Below are 14,845 nucleotides of genomic sequence, written 5' to 3'. Positions count from 1 at the left end.
GGAGGTTAAAGCGGCACGCCCAGGCGCTTGGCTACCTCTTCGTAGGCTTCGATCACATCGCCGAGGCCCTGGCGGAAGCGGTCCTTGTCCATCTTCTTGCGGGTTTCCTTGTCCCACAGACGGCAGCCGTCCGGGCTAAACTCATCGCCGAGGACGATCTGGCCATGGAACAGGCCGAACTCCAGCTTGAAGTCCACCAGCAGCAGACCGGCGTCGTCGAACAGCTTGTTCAGCACTTCATTGACCTTGAAGGAATAGGTCTTCATCTGCGCCAGCTGCTCGGGAGTGGCCCAGCCGAAGGCCTGGACGTGGGATTCGTTGATGAACGGATCGCCCAGGGCGTCGTTCTTCAGGAACAACTCGAAGGTGGGAGGAGTCAGGGCGATGCCCTCTTCCACGCCGAGGCGACGCACCAGGCTGCCGGCGGCGAAATTGCGCACCACGCACTCGACCGGGATCATGTCGAGCTTCTTCACCAGGCACTCGGTATCCGACAGCAGCTTGTCGAACTGGGTCGGAATGCCGGCAGCTTCCAGCTTCTGCATGATGAAGGCGTTGAACTTGTTGTTCACCGCGCCCTTGCGATCGAGCTGTTCGATGCGCTTGCCGTCGAAGGCGGAGGTGTCGTTGCGGAACAGCAGGATGAGACGATCGGCATCGTCGGTCTGGTAAACCGACTTGGCTTTGCCGCGGTAGAGTTCTTCGCGTTTTTCCATGATGGGCTCCGCTTACGGGTAATAGGGCCTAGGCGATCTCGCGCCAATCCAGGCCTGAATGCTGATCGGCCACCTGCAGCCAGTCCGGATCGCACCCGAGAGTGTCGACGAAGGTTTGCCGGGCCAGCTGCGGCGAGTTGTTCTTTTCGCTGAGATGGGCCAGCACCAGGTGCTGCATGCGGCCCCAATCCAGCTGCTTCACCAGTTCTGCGGACTGATGGTTGTTCAAGTGCCCTCGCGAACCGCCTACGCGGGCCTTGAGAAAATAGGGATACGGGCCACCGGCAAGCATCGTGCTGTCGTGGTTGGCCTCGACCACCAGAGCATCCACCGCACGATAGCACTCCAGCACCTCGGCCGTGGCCATTCCCAGATCGGTGAGCATGCCGAAGCGCCGCTGCCCATCGGACAGCACGAACTGGGTAGGCTCGCGGGCGTCGTGCGAGACGCCAACCACCTGCACTTCCAGCCCGCGGATCGCCAGGCGCTGGCCGGCCCTCAACAGCTCGGCGGGGTGCACCGGGCGGCGCATGCCGCTCAGGGTACCCGCACTGAGATAGACCGGGATTTGGTAATGCCGCGCCAGCAGTTCGACGCCATGGATGTGATCGGCGTGTTCGTGCGTGACCAGGATCGCGTCCAGCTGCACGGGGCTCAGCCCCAGGCGCGCCAGACGCTTGATGATTTCACGCAGCGGGAAGCCGCAATCGATCAGTATCCGGGTGTCAGAACTGCTCACCAAGGCCGAATTGCCCCGGCTTCCGCTGCCCAGAACCGCGAACCGCATTGCGCATGCTCTCCTGGAGTTTTTCCAGTACGTTTTGCGCGACATCGGCCGGCGCAGAGGTGTTGATGTCCTTGTCGACGGTGACCTGCACGGCGTCGCTGACGGTGGTCAGGCGGACCTGGTAGCGCTGCGCCTTGGCGTCTTCCTCTTCCTTGGTCTTCTCGCCGCCGCCGAACAGGCGACTGAAGAACCCGGGCTTGTCTTCGTCGGGCTTCTTCGCCCCTTCGGCGATGTTCACGTAGTACACGCCAAGGCTGCGGTTGAGGTCGTCGACGCGGATATCGGCGTTATCCAGGGCACGCCCGACGCTGACCCAGGAGCGGTCGAAGTCGGACTGCAAGGTCAGCACCGGGTTGCCGCTGCCGTCCTTGCTCAACTCGAAGGTGCCGGGCGTGTCGTAGATCGAGTTGGCTGCCAGCAGGGAGACCGAGCCGCCCTGCTCGGCGCTGCGCGCCATGCTCGCGACCATCTCGTCGAGCAGCGCCGCGTCGAGGCTCGGCGCCACCGACTTGCTCGGCCAGCTCGGGCTGCTGGTGTCACCGGCGGCGCGGGTCTGGCTGAGCACGTAGACCTCGCTGGTATTGCTTTGCACGCCGGGCTCGATACGCACCCGAACCCGTGCCTGGCCGTCCGGCTCGACACCGCTCACGCGGCTGCTAAGGCGGCGTGCCAGCGGCGCGGAAAGCTGCGACAGCGATTGCCAGTCGGAACTGAACTCGCCGGTCTGCGGGCGCTCGTCGGCGATGCGGAAACCGTTCTCCTCGAAGAACTGCCGGGCCACCGGCCAGACTTCCGCCGGCGGACGCTGGGCCACGACCCAGCGGCTATCACCGCTGCGCTGCAGGCTGTAGTCGCTGATGTCGCCGGCGTTGGCCAGCGGCTGCGGACGCGGAACCTCGTACTCACCCTCTTTTTCGTGGGTGGTGGCGACGTTCAGCGGAATCGGCAGCAGCGGATCGAGCGGCTTGCTGTGCACCCCTTCGGGCAATTGCATGGGAGGCGTTTCGCGGGCGCCGAGGTAGTCGTCACCGCGGTCGCGGAAATAGCCCTCCGGCCCCCACAGCCAGCCGCAGCCGGAAGTGTTGCCGATAACCAGGGCGAGGGCGGTCAGTCCAGCCAGTCGCTTCATTGCGTGGAGCTCCTTGATCAAGCCAATACGCCGGTCTGGCGCATGGCCTGACGCAGCGGCTCGTGGCAACGCGGGCTGAGCCAGGTCAGGGGCAGGCGGATGCCCTCGGGGATCAGACCCATCTCATGCAGGGCCCACTTCACCGGAATGGGGTTGGATTCGATGAACAGCGCCTTGTGCAGCGGCATCAGGCGATCGTTGATGGCGCGCGCGGCTGCGGCGTCGCCGCGCATGGCGGCGGCGCACAGGTCGCTCATGGCGCGCGGCGCGACGTTGGCGGTCACGGAGATGTTGCCCTTGCCACCCAGCAGCATCAGCTCGACGGCCGTGGCGTCGTCGCCGGAATAGACGAGGAAGTCCTTGCCGACGCGCTCGATGACTTCCTTGGCGCGTTGCAGGTCGCCGGTGGCCTCCTTGATGCCGATGATGTTCGGCACCTTGGACAGGCGCTCGACGGTCTCCGGAAGCATGTCGCAGGAGGTGCGGCCCGGTACGTTGTAGAGGATCTGCGGGATCGCAACGGCTTCGGCGATATGGCGGAAGTGCTGGTACATGCCTTCCTGGGTCGGCTTGTTGTAGTACGGCGTCACCAGCAGGCAGGCGTCGGCGCCGCCGCTTTTCGCGGCCTCGGTCAGCGCCACCGCCTCGCGGGTGGAGTTGGCGCCGGTGCCGGCGATCACCGGGATGCGGCCCTTGACCTGGTCGACCACGCGACGGATCACCTGGATGTGCTCTTCCACGTCCAGCGTGGCCGATTCACCGGTGGTGCCGACGGCGACGATGGCGTTGGTGCCTTCCTGCAAGTGGAAGTCCACCAGCTTGGCGAGGCTGTCCCAGTCCAGTCGACCCTGAGCATCGAAGGGGGTGACCAGTGCCACCATACTGCCCGCAATCATGCAACCGCTCCTGCCGCGAAATTAAAGCGGTAATGGTACTGTCGGCGGCAGGCCTTGCACAAGACGAGCGCCACCTCGTCGGAAGCCGCTGACAGGCGGCAGACGTTTCCCTCGGCGGCGCTTTTCGCTACCCTTCCCGCTTTAGGTACGGCCCGTGCCGCCAGCGTATTCCAGGAAAGTTGAATGTCCACCAGCCAACCCCGCGAACAATTCCTTCTGATCAGCGCCCTCGGCCCCAATCCGATGGAGCTGACCACCCTGCTCTGCCGCGCCTGCGTCGAGAGCCGCTGCGCCGTGGTCAGCAGCCGCCTGACCCGCCACGGAGAGTTCAGCGCCCTGGTGCTGCAGATCTCCGGAAGCTGGGATGCCCTCGCCCGCCTCGAGGGCAGCCTGCCGGCCCTCACCAAGCGCGGCGACATCACCCTCAGCATGACCCGCAGCAACGCCCACGTGACCCGCGCCCAGGCGTTGCCTTACGTGGCCTATGTCAGCGCGGTGTATCGCCCGGACATCCTCAACGAACTCTGCCAGTTCTTCATCGACCACAACATCGAGCTGGAGAACCTGACCTGCGACACCTACCAGGCGCCGCACACCAACACCACCATGCTCAACGCCACGATTACCGTGACGCTGCCCGCCGGCACCCAGATCAGTTGGCTGCGCGACCAGTTCCTGGACTTCGCCGACGCCCTGAACCTGGATGCCCTGATCGAACCCTGGCGCCCCCAACACCCCTGAGGAGCCGAGCCATGCCGGTCGCAATCGACAAACCCGTACCCGACTTCACCGCCCCCGCAACCAGCGGCAAGGAGGTGACCCTGTCCGCGCTGAAGGGCAAGCAGGTCGTCCTGTACTTCTACCCGAAGGACAGCACCCCCGGTTGCACCACCGAGGGCCAGGGCTTCCGCGACCAGTACGCGGCGTTCCAGAAGGCCAATACCGAGGTCTTCGGCATCTCCCGCGACGGCCTGAAGTCCCACGAGAACTTCAAGTGCAAACAGGAATTCCCCTTCGAGCTGATCAGCGACAAGGATGAAGCGGTCTGCCAGCTGTTCGACGTGATCAAGCTGAAGAAGCTCTACGGCAAGGAATACATGGGCGTCGACCGCAGCACCTTCCTGATCGACAGGGACGGCGTACTGCGCCAGGAGTGGCGCGGCGTGAAGGTGCCCGGGCATGTCGACGCGGTTCTCGCCGCCGCCCAGGCGCTCAACGGCGCCTGAGCCCCGCCCCGAAAAAAAGGCCGCATCCGCGGCCTTTTTCATTTTTCATGCGGCCGATGCTATCGCGTGGCTGCCGGAGTCTCGGGAAGGTCCTTGGGCCAGGCATCCAGCACCGCTTTCACCAGGGTCGCCAGGGGGATCGCGAAGAACACGCCCCAGAAGCCCCAGAGCCCGCCGAACAGCAACACCGCGCAGATGATCGCCACCGGGTGCAGGTTCACCGCCTCGGAGAACAGCAGCGGCACCAGCACGTTGCCATCCAGCGCCTGGATGATCGCGTGGGCCACCATCAGGTAGATGAACTGGTCGCTCCAGCCCCACTGGAAGAAGGCGATCATCGCCACCGGTACGCTCACCACCACCGCGCCGATGTACGGCACCACCACCGACAGGCCGACCAGCAGGGCCAGCAGCGCTGCGTAGTTGAGCCCCAGGTAGGCGAAGGCGATGTAGGTCACCGCGCCGGTAATGACGATCTCGATGACCTTGCCGCGAATGTAATTGGCGATCTGCTGGTTCATCTCGGCCCAGACCTGTTTCATCAGCCCACGCTCGCGCGGCAGGTAGCGGTGGAACCAGGTATGGAAGCGCTTCTTGTCCTTGAGGAAGAAGAACACCAGGATCGGCACCAGCACCAGGTAGATCATGACGTTCACCACCACCGGCAGGCTGGCCAGCGACGAGGTCAGCGCCCACTGGCCGATCTGGCCGAATTCGCCGCGCGCGGTCTCGATGGCCTTGAGCACCTGCTCCTCGCTGATCAGGCTGGGATAGCGCTCGGGCAGCATCAGCAGCACGCTCTGCCATTCGCCGAGCATCCGCGGCAGTTCGTTGAACAGGGTGAACAATTGCTGCCAGAGCAGCGGCAGCAGGACCACCAGGAACAGCGCCAGCAAGCCGAGGAACAGGCTGTAGACCAGCCACACGGCGAACAGGTGCGGCACCCGGAAGCGTTCCAGCATGCCGACCACGCCCTGGATCAGGAAGGCGATCACCATCGCCGCCAGTACCGGCGCGAGCATCCCGCCGAAGGCGAGGATGACGCTGAAGCCGAGCACCAGCATGATCGCCAGCACCACTGCCTCCTCGTCGGAGAAGTAGCGCTGCATCCAGTCGCGTAACACCTTGATCATCGGAAATCCTGAATCGGAACGGCGAAGGCTCCGCTAACGCTTGCGCAGCCAGTATCGATAGACGCCTTCGGCGGCCTCTTCGCGCAGCAGTTCATGGCCGGCGAGCTGGGCGAAGGCCCGGAAGTCTCGCTGCGACCCGGCATCGGTGGCGATCACCTTGAGCACCCCGCCGCTGGGCAGGCGGTTCAGCTCCAGCTTGGCCTTTAGCAGGGGCAGCGGACAATTGAGACCACTGGCATCCAGCTCCGCGTCACATACCAGGGGGGATGAATCGTTATCCGTCATGACAGCCTCTCCCGAAGGGCCGACAAGCATACCCAAGCCTATCCGCCGCTGGCCAGTTGAAACGGCGCTCGAAGTCCAACAGCTTCGGGGTCTCGGGCAGATACCTAGGCAGTGCCGATAACCAACGGCTAAAGTAAGGCCTTTGCCAACCTGAGCCTCCTGCATGAATGTACTGCGCCCTGCCCTGTTGACGCTCGCCTGCATGCTCGCTTCGCCGGTCATGTCGGACGATCTGCCCTCCCTGGGCGACGCATCTTCCTCGATCGTTTCGCCGGAGCAGGAGTTCCAGCTGGGCCGCGCCTGGCTGAGCATGCTGCGCAACCAGGTCGATGCGATCTCCGACCCGCAGCTCAAGGACTTCGTCGAAAGCAGCGTCTACCGGCTGGCCGAAACCAGCGACCTGCAGGACCACCGGCTGGCCTTCATCCTCATCCGCGACGCACAGATCAACGCCTTCGCCGCGCCCGGCGGCGTGATCGGGGTCAACGGCGGGCTACTGCTCAACGCCCAGACCGAAGGCGAGTATGCCGCGGTGCTGGCCCACGAACTCGGCCACCTGATCCAGCGCCACTTCGCCCGCGGCATCGAGGCACAGCAGCGCATGCAACTGCCGGTGATGGCAGCGATGCTCGCCGGCATCGTCGCCGCGGCCGCCGGCGCAGGGGATGCGGGTATCGCGGCGATCGCCGGGACCCAGGCGGCGGCGATCCAGAACCAGTTGCGCTTTTCCCGGCAGAACGAGCAGGAAGCCGACCGCGTCGGCGTCACCAACATGGTTCGCGCCGGTTACGATCCGCGCTCGATGCCGAACATGTTCGAGCGCCTGGCGCGGCAGTACCGCTACGACGGCAAGCCGCCGGAGTTCCTCCTCACCCACCCGGTCACCGAATCGCGTATCGCCGACACCCGTAACCGCGCCGAACAGTATCCCCAGGGCGGCAAGGAAGACAGCTTGCGCTACCAGCAGATGCGCGCGCGCACCCAGTTGCTCTTCGAGGAAACCCCGGGGATGGCCGGCAAGCGCTTCCGCGCCATGCTCAACGACAATCCCAAGCTGGATGCCGCGCGCTACGGACTGGCCATCTCGCAGACGCGCATCGGCCAGCTCAACGATGCCCGTGACAACCTCAGGCAATTGCTGGCGAAGGCACCCAACGACGTGGCCTACAACCTGGCCCAGGTCGAGCTGGACATCACCGCCAACCGCCTTCCGGATGCCGATCAGCGGTTGAAGAAGATGCTCGCCCAGTTCCCCAGCAGCTACCCGCTGAAACAGGTGCGCGCCGACCTGATGCTGAAGATGGGCAAGCCGCAGGAATCGGAGAAGATCCTCGACGACCTGAGCAAGGCGCGGCCGCTGGACCCGGATGTCTGGAACCGCCTGGCCGAGGTGCGCAGCCTGACCAACAACGCCATCGGCGTGCACCAGGCCCGTGCCGAGTACCTGTCTCTGACCGGCGACTACCAGGCCGCCATCGAGCAGCTCGATTTCGCCAAGCGCCGCGCTGGCGGCAACTTCCAACTGGCTGCGCGACTCGACGCTCGCCAGCAGGAAATTCGCCAACAGGAAAAGATGGTCAAGGAAATGTTCCGCTGAGCGGCATATCCGAGGAAAAACACCCGGCGAAGCTCATCGAAACAGGGGGTTGGGCGAACAACCGCACCGCGCTTACTCGCCCTACGCAGCGGGACGCCCTCGCCAGGATCAGGCGTTCCCGGCCTGGCGCAGGCGCGCGGCCTGGGTGAAGTCGAGCATGCGCTTGAGCGGACGGACCGCCCTCGGGATCAACGCCGGGTCGACGAAGATTTCCCCGCTGCCCTCGCGCAGGCAGGCCAGGGTCCGCTCGAGCGTGTTCATCGCCATCCACGGGCAGTGCGCGCAGCTGCGGCAGGCGGCGCCGTTGCCGGCGGTGGGGGCCTCGATGAAATCCTTGTCCGGGCACAACTGCTGCATCTTGTAGAAGATGCCGCGATCGGTGGCGACGATGAAGGTCTTGTTCGGCAGGGTCTGCGCGGCCTTGATCAACTGGCTGGTCGAGCCCACGGCATCGGCCAGCGCGACCACGCTTTCCGGCGATTCGGGGTGGACCAGGATGGCGGCGTCCGGGTAGAGCGCCTTCATGTCTTCCAACTGCTTGGCCTTGAACTCCTCGTGGACGATGCAGGCGCCATCCCAGAGCAGCATGTCGGCCCCCGTCTCGCGCTGGATGTAGCGTCCCAGGTGCTGGTCCGGCGCCCAGAGGATGGGCTCGCCGTTGTCCATCAGGTGTTCGACGATCTCCACCGCGCAACTGGAGGTCACGACCCAGTCGGCGCGTGCCTTCACCGCCGCGGAGGTGTTCGCATAGACCACCACGGTCCGTTCCGGGTGCTGGTCGCAGAATGCCGAGAATTCATCCACCGGGCAGCCCAGGTCGAGCGAGCAGGTCGCTTCGAGGGTCGGCATCAGCACACGCTTCTCAGGGTTGAGGATCTTCGCCGTCTCGCCCATGAAGCGCACCCCGGCCACGACCACCGTCTGCGCCGGATGCTGGTTGCCGAAACGGGCCATCTCCAGCGAATCGGATACGCAACCGCCGGTCTCCTCGGCCAACGCCTGGATCACCGGGTCGCAGTAGTAATGCGCCACCAGTACAGCATTTTGCGCCTTCAGTTCGGCCGCGATCGCCGCGCGATGCTCGGCGCTCTCCTGCTCGCTCAACACACGGGGTTGCTTGGCGGCCAGGTGGGCCTGTACCAGGAGTCGTTCGGAAATGTGCGTCATAGTCGCTACACCTGAAGGCGCAACAGCGCGTCTCTCGATTTTATACCCGGCGGCAGGCTGGACCGCAGGGAACTGACGATTGCAGGTTTCGGGCACGGCACCCGTGTCCCCCTTGAGCAAACCCCGGGGATCCGCCTGCAAGGCCGCGGATTCTAACCGCATAGGTCGCGCCAGGGCCATCCCGGCATCCGTACCGGCCTGGCCGGTGGCTCCGCTAACAAAAGACATAGGTTTCGGTCGTTAGACCTACGCGACATAATTTTTTCGTTTCTTAGAACCGTCCCTGACTCGGCTCGCTCCACGACCGAACACGACATGCCGGCATGCCAGCGTTAATACTTTGGTATTATGCCCTTGGTATTAACGTTAAATAACCGGTAAATATCCGGATTTTCTTTTCGTCGAATTTACGAGCAATATGAAACATATTTCGTTGAAATAAGCTCTTCTTTCACATAATTATAAAAATATCCTGAAACAGAGCCGTCATCCCTCACCTCCAAAACGACGACTCCCCGTGCCGTGCGCCCGCCGCGCAGAAAGCGAGCCGGCGGCCGATTCCACCCTCGCACGCCAGCCCTTGCGCTTCACTGACCGACGGGAGGTTTCCCCGATGAAAACGTCATCCAGAAGACAAGTTGAAACACTCGGGCGCTATCTATCGAGTCCTCGACGCTTCTTCCACAGTAGCGGCAACCTGACCCGATCAAGGGAAGCGGCACGCGCCACCCAATAAAAGGAATAAGGGATGCCTATTCATAACCTGAATCACGTGAACATGTTCCTCCAGGTCATCGCCTCCGGTTCGATTTCCTCCGCTGCGCGGATCCTGCGCAAGTCGCACACCGCGGTCAGCTCGGCGGTCAGCAACCTGGAAATCGACCTGTGCGTGGAGCTGGTCCGTCGGGACGGCTACAAGGTCGAACCCACCGAGCAGGCGCTTCGCCTGATCCCTTACATGCGCAGCCTGCTGAACTACCAGCAGCTGATCGGCGACATCGCCTTCAATCTCAACAAGGGTCCGCGCAATCTCCGGGTGTTGCTGGACACCGCCATCCCGCCGTCGTTCTGCGATACGGTGAGCAGCGTACTGCTCGACGATTTCAACATGGTCAGCCTGATACGCACCTCGCCCGCCGATAGCCTGGCGACGATCAAGCAGGACAACGCGGAAATCGATATCGCCATCACCATCGACGAGGAACTGAAGATCTCCCGCTTCAACCAGTGCGTGCTCGGCTACACCAAGGCGTTCGTCGTCGCCCATCCGCAGCACCCGTTGTGCAATGCCTCCCTGCACAGCATCGCGAGCCTGGCCAATTACCGGCAGATCAGCCTCGGCAGCCGCTCCGGGCAGCATTCGAACCTGCTGCGGCCGGTCAGCGACAAGGTGCTCTTCGTGGAAAATTTCGACGACATGCTGCGTCTGGTGGAAGCCGGCGTCGGATGGGGCATCGCGCCGCATTATTTCGTCGAGGAACGCCTGCGCAACGGTACCCTGGCAGTCCTCAGCGAACTCTACGAACCGGGCGGCATCGACACCAAGGTGTATTGCTACTACAACACCGCGCTGGAATCCGAGCGCAGCTTCCTGCGCTTTCTCGAAAGCGCCCGCCAGCGCCTGCGCGAACTCGGCCGCCAGCGTTTCGACGATGCGCCGGCCTGGCAACCGAGCATCGTCGAAACGGCGCAGCGCCGCTCAGGCCCGAAGGCGCTCGCGTACCGCCAGCGCGCCGCACCAGAGTAGAGCGTTCTCCAGCAGACGCTGGCCGTGGGTGGTGAGAATCGACTCGGGATGGAACTGCAAGCCCAGCTGTCGATTGCGCGGATCGGCCATCGCCATGATCTCGCCATCGGCATCGGCCAGGCAGTCGAAACCTTCCGGCAGGCGACTGACCACCAGCGAGTGGTAGCGCGCGACGCGCAGGTCAGCGATGCCGTCGAACAGCGGGTGACGCTGATCGAAACGCAGGGACGTGCTCTTGCCGTGCAGCGGCTTCCTCGCCTCGCCCACCGCGCCACCGGCGGCCAGCGCCAGCGCCTGGTGGCCGAGGCAGACGCCGAGCACCGGCAAGCGCCCGCGGGCCCAGGCGAGCAATTCCAGCATGCAGCCGGCGTCTTCCGGCCGACCGGGCCCCGGCGACAGCACCAGCAGTTCGCAACCCTCGGCCAGCAATGCCGCCTGGATCGTCGGCAACGGCGTATCGTTGCGCATCACCCGGACCTCCGCGCCGAGCAGGCAGAACTGCTCGACCAGGTTGTAGGTGAAGGAATCGAAGTTATCCAACAGCGTGATGCGCATCGCGCTCTCCCCTTTCGCGTTCGGCAGCGGCCACGGCGGTCAGCACCGCCAGCGCCTTGTTGCGGGTTTCCTCGGCCTCCAGCCGTGGATCCGAATCCAGCACCACGCCGGCGCCTGCCCGGACCCGGGCGATACCTTCGCGGACCTCGGCGGAGCGGATGACGATGCTGGTATCGAGGTTGCCGGCGCTGTCGAGAATGCCGATCGCGCCACCGTAGCTGCCGCGATAGCCATCCTCGTACTGCCGCAGCAACTGCATGGCACGGACCTTCGGCGCACCGACCAGGGTGCCCATGTTCAGGCAGGCACGGTAGGCATGCAGCGCATCCAGTTCGCCATGCAGTTCGCCAGCCACGCGCGAGACCAGGTGCATCACGTGGCTGTAGCGATCGACCTTGAGCATGTCGCGCACCTGCCGCGTACCGCTGCGGCAGACCCGCGCCAGATCGTTGCGCGCCAGGTCGACCAGCATCATGTGCTCGGCGATCTCCTTGGCGTCCAGGCGCAACTCCGCTTCCAGGCGATTGTCCAGTTCCGCATCGATGGCGCCCCGGGCATCGCGTCCGCGCGGGCGGGTGCCGGCGATGGGATAGAGTTCCACCTCGCGACTCTCCGCGTCGTACTTCAATGCCGACTCCGGCGAAGCGCCGAACAGGCAGAAGTCCCCCGCATCGAGGAAGAAGCGGTACGGGCTGGGGTTGCGCAGGCACAACTGGCGATAGGCCCGCCAGGGGTCCGCACACGGCATGCTGAAGCTGCGCGACGGTACGATCTGGAACACGTCGCCGGCCCTCACGTGGGCCTGCAGGCGCTCTACCTGGCGGGCAAAGCTCGCATCGTCCAGGTCGACCTGGTAGTTGCCGGCCCGTACGCCTGCCACCGGCGACTCGGAAGCCTCCTCCACGGCGCCATGGAATTCGTCGGCACACTGGCGCAGGCTGGCGGCCAACCGGTCGTGCCCGGCCGGATCGTGGACGAACGCCTGCAGTGAAGTCCGGCGCGCCAGGTGATCGATGTCCAGCAGCAACTCCGGCACCAGGAACAGGTAGTCCGGGCAATGCCGCGCAGGTTCGGCCGGCGCCGGCAAGGGTTCGAACTGCTCGGCCAGGTCGAAGCTGAACAGGCCGCCCAGCAGCGCGGGCCCCTCCGCGTCGCCCAGCGTTCCGAGCACGCGGCGCAGCGCCTCCAGGCTGGACAGGCCATGCAGGCGTCGCCACTCGTCCGCATGCGACTCTTCCTGGGGGAAGCGCCAGTGCAGGGTGTCGCCGTCACGCAAGCAGGTGACCTGGGCCGGACAGGCCTCGCTCAACGGCGCCAGCAAGGCGCGTCCGTTGGAGTTCAACGCCCGCAGCACCACATCGCGCCCCCAGCACTCGATGCGCAGGCAGCTGGAAAGGATCGCCACGCTACGCCGCGCAGCCTTGCTGTCCACGTCGAAGCAGTCGAACAGCATCCGGTTGGCGCCGGCCATGCGCCAGATCGACAGCGCCTCCGGCACCAGCGTGCGGTACTCCAGACTTTCTTCCAGTCGATAGCCAACCCCGCTCACGAGCCACCTCCTCGCGCCCATGGGCGACTGGCCTGCGCGACGCTAGCGTGCAACGGCATGTTCATCATCGATAACCCCCCTTTTCCCCCAATTGCGACCGCTGCCGTCGGCGGCGATCGCCGCAATGGATGTCCCGTCTCAGTCCAGAGGCAGCGCCTGGCGGGAGAGAATCTCCAGCATCCGGCGCATGCTCCCCAGGTGCAGTTCGCCGGGCAGGAAGTCGACGCTCTGCCCACCCCAGGCGCGGTGCAGCTCCTCGCTCAGTTCGTCGAGGGATTCGCCCATGGACTGGCGCCAGAGCAACCGCCGGCACAGGCGCAGACACTCGGTATAGGCCGACTCGGCCCCATCCGCGGCCAGCCGCCCCCGCAGCAGGCCGCCGTGTCCCGGGATCAGTTGCAGCAGGGTCGGCAGACGCTGCAGACGTTCCAGGGACTCCAGGTAAGCCTCCATGTCGTCGAACACCAGCGGCCGCCACACCCCCTCTGCCTCGTCGAACTCGCCCAGGGCATCGCCGCAGAACAGGCGGCGGCGTCGCACGTCGTAGAAAACCACGTGATCGTCGCTGTGGCCGTGGGCCTCTATGACCTGCAGGCGATGCCGCGGTCCCAGCTCCAGCCACTCGCCGTCGGCCACCGCGCGAACCGGCAGAGCGTCCCAGGCACAGGCCTCGGGCAACCGCTGCTCCGCACGCAACAGTTGCCGGTTCAAGCGCTCGACCACCCGCACCGCGCTTTCCGACTTCCAGGCCTGGCAGGTCCGCTCGGACGCCAGGACCTGTACGTTCGGCAGCCGCGGACACAGGTAGGGCAGCAGGCCGCAGTGGTCGTAGTGCTTGTGGGTGATCAGCCAGTAGTGCACCTGGGACGGGTCGGCGACCCAGCGGCACAGGTCCGCCCAAACCAATTCGGCATCCCGGCTGATCCCTCCTTCAACCAGCGCCCAGCTCGCCTCACCGAGACGCAGCAGGAACACCGGCACCTGGACGTCCCCCAACAGGCACAGGTCATCATCCAGTTGACCGGGAGCCGAAAGCCTCAACATGGCCGGTTCACCTCCTCAGGTTTGCGGTACAGCGCCGCGCCCCAGGTCGCGCCGGAGCCGTAGGTCAGGACCAGCACCCGCTGTCCCGGCTGGATGTCCGGCCAGAACATCGCCAGCGTGACCGGGGTCGAGGCCGAAGCCATGTTGCCCAGACGATCCACGGTCACCGCGAACTTGTGCTGGGGAATGCCCAGTTGCTCCTGCACCGCATCGAGGATGCGCAGGTTCGGTTGATGGCAGATCACATGGTCGATGTCGTCCAGGGTCAGCTCATGGGCCGCGAGCATTTCGCCGGCGATCCGTACCAGGGTCTGGCTGGCATGCTCGAACATCGGCCGGCCGCGCATGAGGAACTCGCCCCCGCCCTCGCGCAGGACATTCTCGTCGAGGAAGGTCGGCGAGGCACTGCCCGGCGCCGCAGTCATCAGCAGGTCGAAGTAGTTGCCGTCGGCGCCCAGGCGCAGGTCCAGCAGGCCGTCGTCGAGGCTCTCGCCGGCGCTCACCACCACTGCGCCGGCACCGTCGCCGAGCAGGATCGACAGGTTGCGGCCGCGGTCCGAACAGTCCATGCGCTTGGACAGCACCTCGCCGCAGACCACCAGGACATGCCGTGCCAGCCCGGCGAGGATCTGCCCGCGAGCCATCTGCAAGCCGTACAGCAACCCGCTGCACTGTGCCCGGATATCCAGTACCGGGATGTGCCGCAGGCCCAGCAGCGGCTGGATCAGGCAGGCCTGGGACGGGTCGTGGTGGTCCGGCGACAGGGTGTTCACCAGCAACAGGTCGATGTCCTCCGGCAGCAGCCCGGCAGCCTCGATGGCCTGGCGCGCCGCCGGCACCATCAGCGCGCTGACCGCCTGTTCCGGCTCGACGTGATAGCGGGTGCGCACGCCGGTACGTTCGACGATGAACTCGTCCGACGTATTGATGCGCCCTACCAGGTCATGATTGCTGACCTGGCGTTTCGGCAGGCTGAAACCCAGCCCGGCCAGGATCGGATTACCCATGTGCAGC

The 14,845-nt window shown here is 65.1% G+C and carries 15 protein-coding genes; 4 read left to right on the top strand and 11 right to left on the bottom strand.

Annotated features, from left to right (window positions below):
- Positions 1 to 5: 5 nt before the first annotated feature.
- Genes purC through dapA form a run of 4 tightly spaced genes read right to left on the bottom strand, consistent with a single transcriptional unit; the run spans position 6 to position 3,528 of the window.
- A complete protein-coding gene (gene purC, locus HMPREF1224_RS35790) occupies positions 6 to 716 on the bottom strand; it encodes a phosphoribosylaminoimidazolesuccinocarboxamide synthase (protein WP_003108622.1) in 711 nt (236 codons plus the stop codon).
- A gap of 28 nt (positions 717 to 744) precedes the next feature.
- Positions 745 to 1,503, bottom strand: coding sequence for an MBL fold metallo-hydrolase (locus tag HMPREF1224_RS35785; RefSeq protein ID WP_010793898.1), 759 nt, complete (start codon positions 1,501 to 1,503; stop codon positions 745 to 747).
- Complete coding sequence (gene bamC, locus HMPREF1224_RS35780; RefSeq protein WP_003086271.1) at positions 1,442 to 2,632, bottom strand: outer membrane protein assembly factor BamC; 1,191 nt, start codon at positions 2,630 to 2,632, stop codon at positions 1,442 to 1,444. Before bamC ends, HMPREF1224_RS35785 begins: the two co-directional genes overlap by 62 nt.
- A gap of 17 nt (positions 2,633 to 2,649) precedes the next feature.
- Entirely contained in the window at positions 2,650 to 3,528 is an 879-nt protein-coding gene (gene dapA, locus HMPREF1224_RS35775; RefSeq protein WP_003086270.1) for a 4-hydroxy-tetrahydrodipicolinate synthase, read from the bottom strand.
- Between the two features lie 183 nt (positions 3,529 to 3,711).
- Between dapA and HMPREF1224_RS35770 the strand changes: the two genes are divergently transcribed.
- Together HMPREF1224_RS35770 and HMPREF1224_RS35765 are read left to right on the top strand one after the other, a co-directional pair.
- Positions 3,712 to 4,269, top strand: a complete 558-nt coding sequence (locus HMPREF1224_RS35770; protein ID WP_003086267.1) for a glycine cleavage system transcriptional repressor — start codon at positions 3,712 to 3,714, stop codon at positions 4,267 to 4,269.
- Between the two features lie 11 nt (positions 4,270 to 4,280).
- Positions 4,281 to 4,754 carry a peroxiredoxin gene (locus HMPREF1224_RS35765; RefSeq protein ID WP_003086262.1) on the top strand — a complete coding sequence of 158 codons (474 nt, stop codon included), beginning with the start codon at positions 4,281 to 4,283 and terminating at the stop codon, positions 4,752 to 4,754.
- 59 nt (positions 4,755 to 4,813) lie between these two features.
- Here HMPREF1224_RS35765 and HMPREF1224_RS35760 read toward each other — a convergent pair whose 3' ends face one another.
- Both HMPREF1224_RS35760 and HMPREF1224_RS35755 read right to left on the bottom strand, forming a co-directional pair.
- Positions 4,814 to 5,887 carry an AI-2E family transporter gene (locus tag HMPREF1224_RS35760; RefSeq protein ID WP_003108615.1) on the bottom strand — a complete coding sequence of 358 codons (1,074 nt, stop codon included), beginning with the start codon at positions 5,885 to 5,887 and terminating at the stop codon, positions 4,814 to 4,816.
- A 33-nt stretch (positions 5,888 to 5,920) separates the two neighbouring features.
- Positions 5,921 to 6,172, bottom strand: a complete 252-nt coding sequence (locus HMPREF1224_RS35755; RefSeq protein ID WP_003086258.1) for a sulfurtransferase TusA family protein — start codon at positions 6,170 to 6,172, stop codon at positions 5,921 to 5,923.
- Between the two features lie 163 nt (positions 6,173 to 6,335).
- Here HMPREF1224_RS35755 and HMPREF1224_RS35750 point away from each other — a divergent pair, with 163 nt between their 5' ends.
- Positions 6,336 to 7,769, top strand: coding sequence for a tetratricopeptide repeat protein (locus HMPREF1224_RS35750; RefSeq protein ID WP_003112546.1), 1,434 nt, complete (start codon positions 6,336 to 6,338; stop codon positions 7,767 to 7,769).
- Positions 7,770 to 7,877: 108 nt separating this feature from the next.
- On the opposite strand, the gene nadA is transcribed toward HMPREF1224_RS35750, so the two are convergent.
- Positions 7,878 to 8,936, bottom strand: coding sequence for a quinolinate synthase NadA (gene nadA, locus HMPREF1224_RS35745; protein WP_003112547.1), 1,059 nt, complete (start codon positions 8,934 to 8,936; stop codon positions 7,878 to 7,880).
- A gap of 748 nt (positions 8,937 to 9,684) precedes the next feature.
- Here nadA and mvfR point away from each other — a divergent pair.
- The gene (mvfR, locus tag HMPREF1224_RS35740) at positions 9,685 to 10,683 is read left to right on the top strand and encodes a multiple virulence factor transcriptional regulator MvfR (RefSeq protein ID WP_003108614.1); all 999 of its coding nucleotides are present in this window, start codon (positions 9,685 to 9,687) and stop codon (positions 10,681 to 10,683) included.
- On the opposite strand, the gene phnB is transcribed toward mvfR, so the two are convergent.
- The 4 genes from phnB to pqsD all read right to left on the bottom strand — a co-directional run bounded on the left by phnB (position 10,636) and on the right by pqsD (position 14,838).
- A complete protein-coding gene (gene phnB, locus HMPREF1224_RS35735) occupies positions 10,636 to 11,238 on the bottom strand; it encodes an anthranilate synthase component II (RefSeq protein ID WP_003117012.1) in 603 nt (200 codons plus the stop codon). The two genes, mvfR and phnB, sit on opposite strands and share 48 nt — an antisense overlap.
- Complete coding sequence (locus HMPREF1224_RS35730; protein WP_003123211.1) at positions 11,216 to 12,808, bottom strand: anthranilate synthase component 1; 1,593 nt, start codon at positions 12,806 to 12,808, stop codon at positions 11,216 to 11,218. The genes phnB and HMPREF1224_RS35730 overlap by 23 nt, the downstream gene beginning before the upstream one ends.
- A 117-nt stretch (positions 12,809 to 12,925) precedes the next feature.
- On the bottom strand, positions 12,926 to 13,831 hold the full coding sequence (gene pqsE / locus HMPREF1224_RS35725; RefSeq protein ID WP_003086247.1) for a 2-aminobenzoylacetyl-CoA thioesterase PqsE: 906 nt from the start codon (positions 13,829 to 13,831) through the stop codon (positions 12,926 to 12,928).
- Positions 13,825 to 14,838 carry an anthraniloyl-CoA anthraniloyltransferase gene (pqsD, locus tag HMPREF1224_RS35720; RefSeq protein ID WP_003117014.1) on the bottom strand — a complete coding sequence of 338 codons (1,014 nt, stop codon included), beginning with the start codon at positions 14,836 to 14,838 and terminating at the stop codon, positions 13,825 to 13,827. The genes pqsE and pqsD overlap by 7 nt, the downstream gene beginning before the upstream one ends.
- Between the last annotated feature and the right edge of the window lie 7 nt (positions 14,839 to 14,845).

The sequence above is a fragment of the Pseudomonas sp. P179 genome, from assembly GCF_000478485.2.
In the GTDB taxonomy this organism is placed as follows: Bacteria; Pseudomonadota; Gammaproteobacteria; order Pseudomonadales; family Pseudomonadaceae; genus Pseudomonas; species Pseudomonas aeruginosa.
This window is presented reverse-complemented; position numbering and strand designations above follow the sequence as displayed.

Coding starts and splice junctions, on each gene's coding strand:
- purC (WP_003108622.1), bottom strand. CDS start 716: ATGGAAAAACGCGAAGAACTCTACCGCGGCAAAGCCAAGTCGGTTTAC.
- HMPREF1224_RS35785 (WP_010793898.1), bottom strand. CDS start 1,503: ATGCGGTTCGCGGTTCTGGGCAGCGGAAGCCGGGGCAATTCGGCCTTG.
- bamC (WP_003086271.1), bottom strand. CDS start 2,632: ATGAAGCGACTGGCTGGACTGACCGCCCTCGCCCTGGTTATCGGCAAC.
- dapA (WP_003086270.1), bottom strand. CDS start 3,528: ATGATTGCGGGCAGTATGGTGGCACTGGTCACCCCCTTCGATGCTCAG.
- HMPREF1224_RS35770 (WP_003086267.1), top strand. CDS start 3,712: ATGTCCACCAGCCAACCCCGCGAACAATTCCTTCTGATCAGCGCCCTC.
- HMPREF1224_RS35765 (WP_003086262.1), top strand. CDS start 4,281: ATGCCGGTCGCAATCGACAAACCCGTACCCGACTTCACCGCCCCCGCA.
- HMPREF1224_RS35760 (WP_003108615.1), bottom strand. CDS start 5,887: ATGATCAAGGTGTTACGCGACTGGATGCAGCGCTACTTCTCCGACGAG.
- HMPREF1224_RS35755 (WP_003086258.1), bottom strand. CDS start 6,172: ATGACGGATAACGATTCATCCCCCCTGGTATGTGACGCGGAGCTGGAT.
- HMPREF1224_RS35750 (WP_003112546.1), top strand. CDS start 6,336: ATGAATGTACTGCGCCCTGCCCTGTTGACGCTCGCCTGCATGCTCGCT.
- nadA (WP_003112547.1), bottom strand. CDS start 8,936: ATGACGCACATTTCCGAACGACTCCTGGTACAGGCCCACCTGGCCGCC.
- mvfR (WP_003108614.1), top strand. CDS start 9,685: ATGCCTATTCATAACCTGAATCACGTGAACATGTTCCTCCAGGTCATC.
- phnB (WP_003117012.1), bottom strand. CDS start 11,238: ATGCGCATCACGCTGTTGGATAACTTCGATTCCTTCACCTACAACCTG.
- HMPREF1224_RS35730 (WP_003123211.1), bottom strand. CDS start 12,808: ATGGGCGCGAGGAGGTGGCTCGTGAGCGGGGTTGGCTATCGACTGGAA.
- pqsE (WP_003086247.1), bottom strand. CDS start 13,831: ATGTTGAGGCTTTCGGCTCCCGGTCAACTGGATGATGACCTGTGCCTG.
- pqsD (WP_003117014.1), bottom strand. CDS start 14,838: ATGGGTAATCCGATCCTGGCCGGGCTGGGTTTCAGCCTGCCGAAACGC.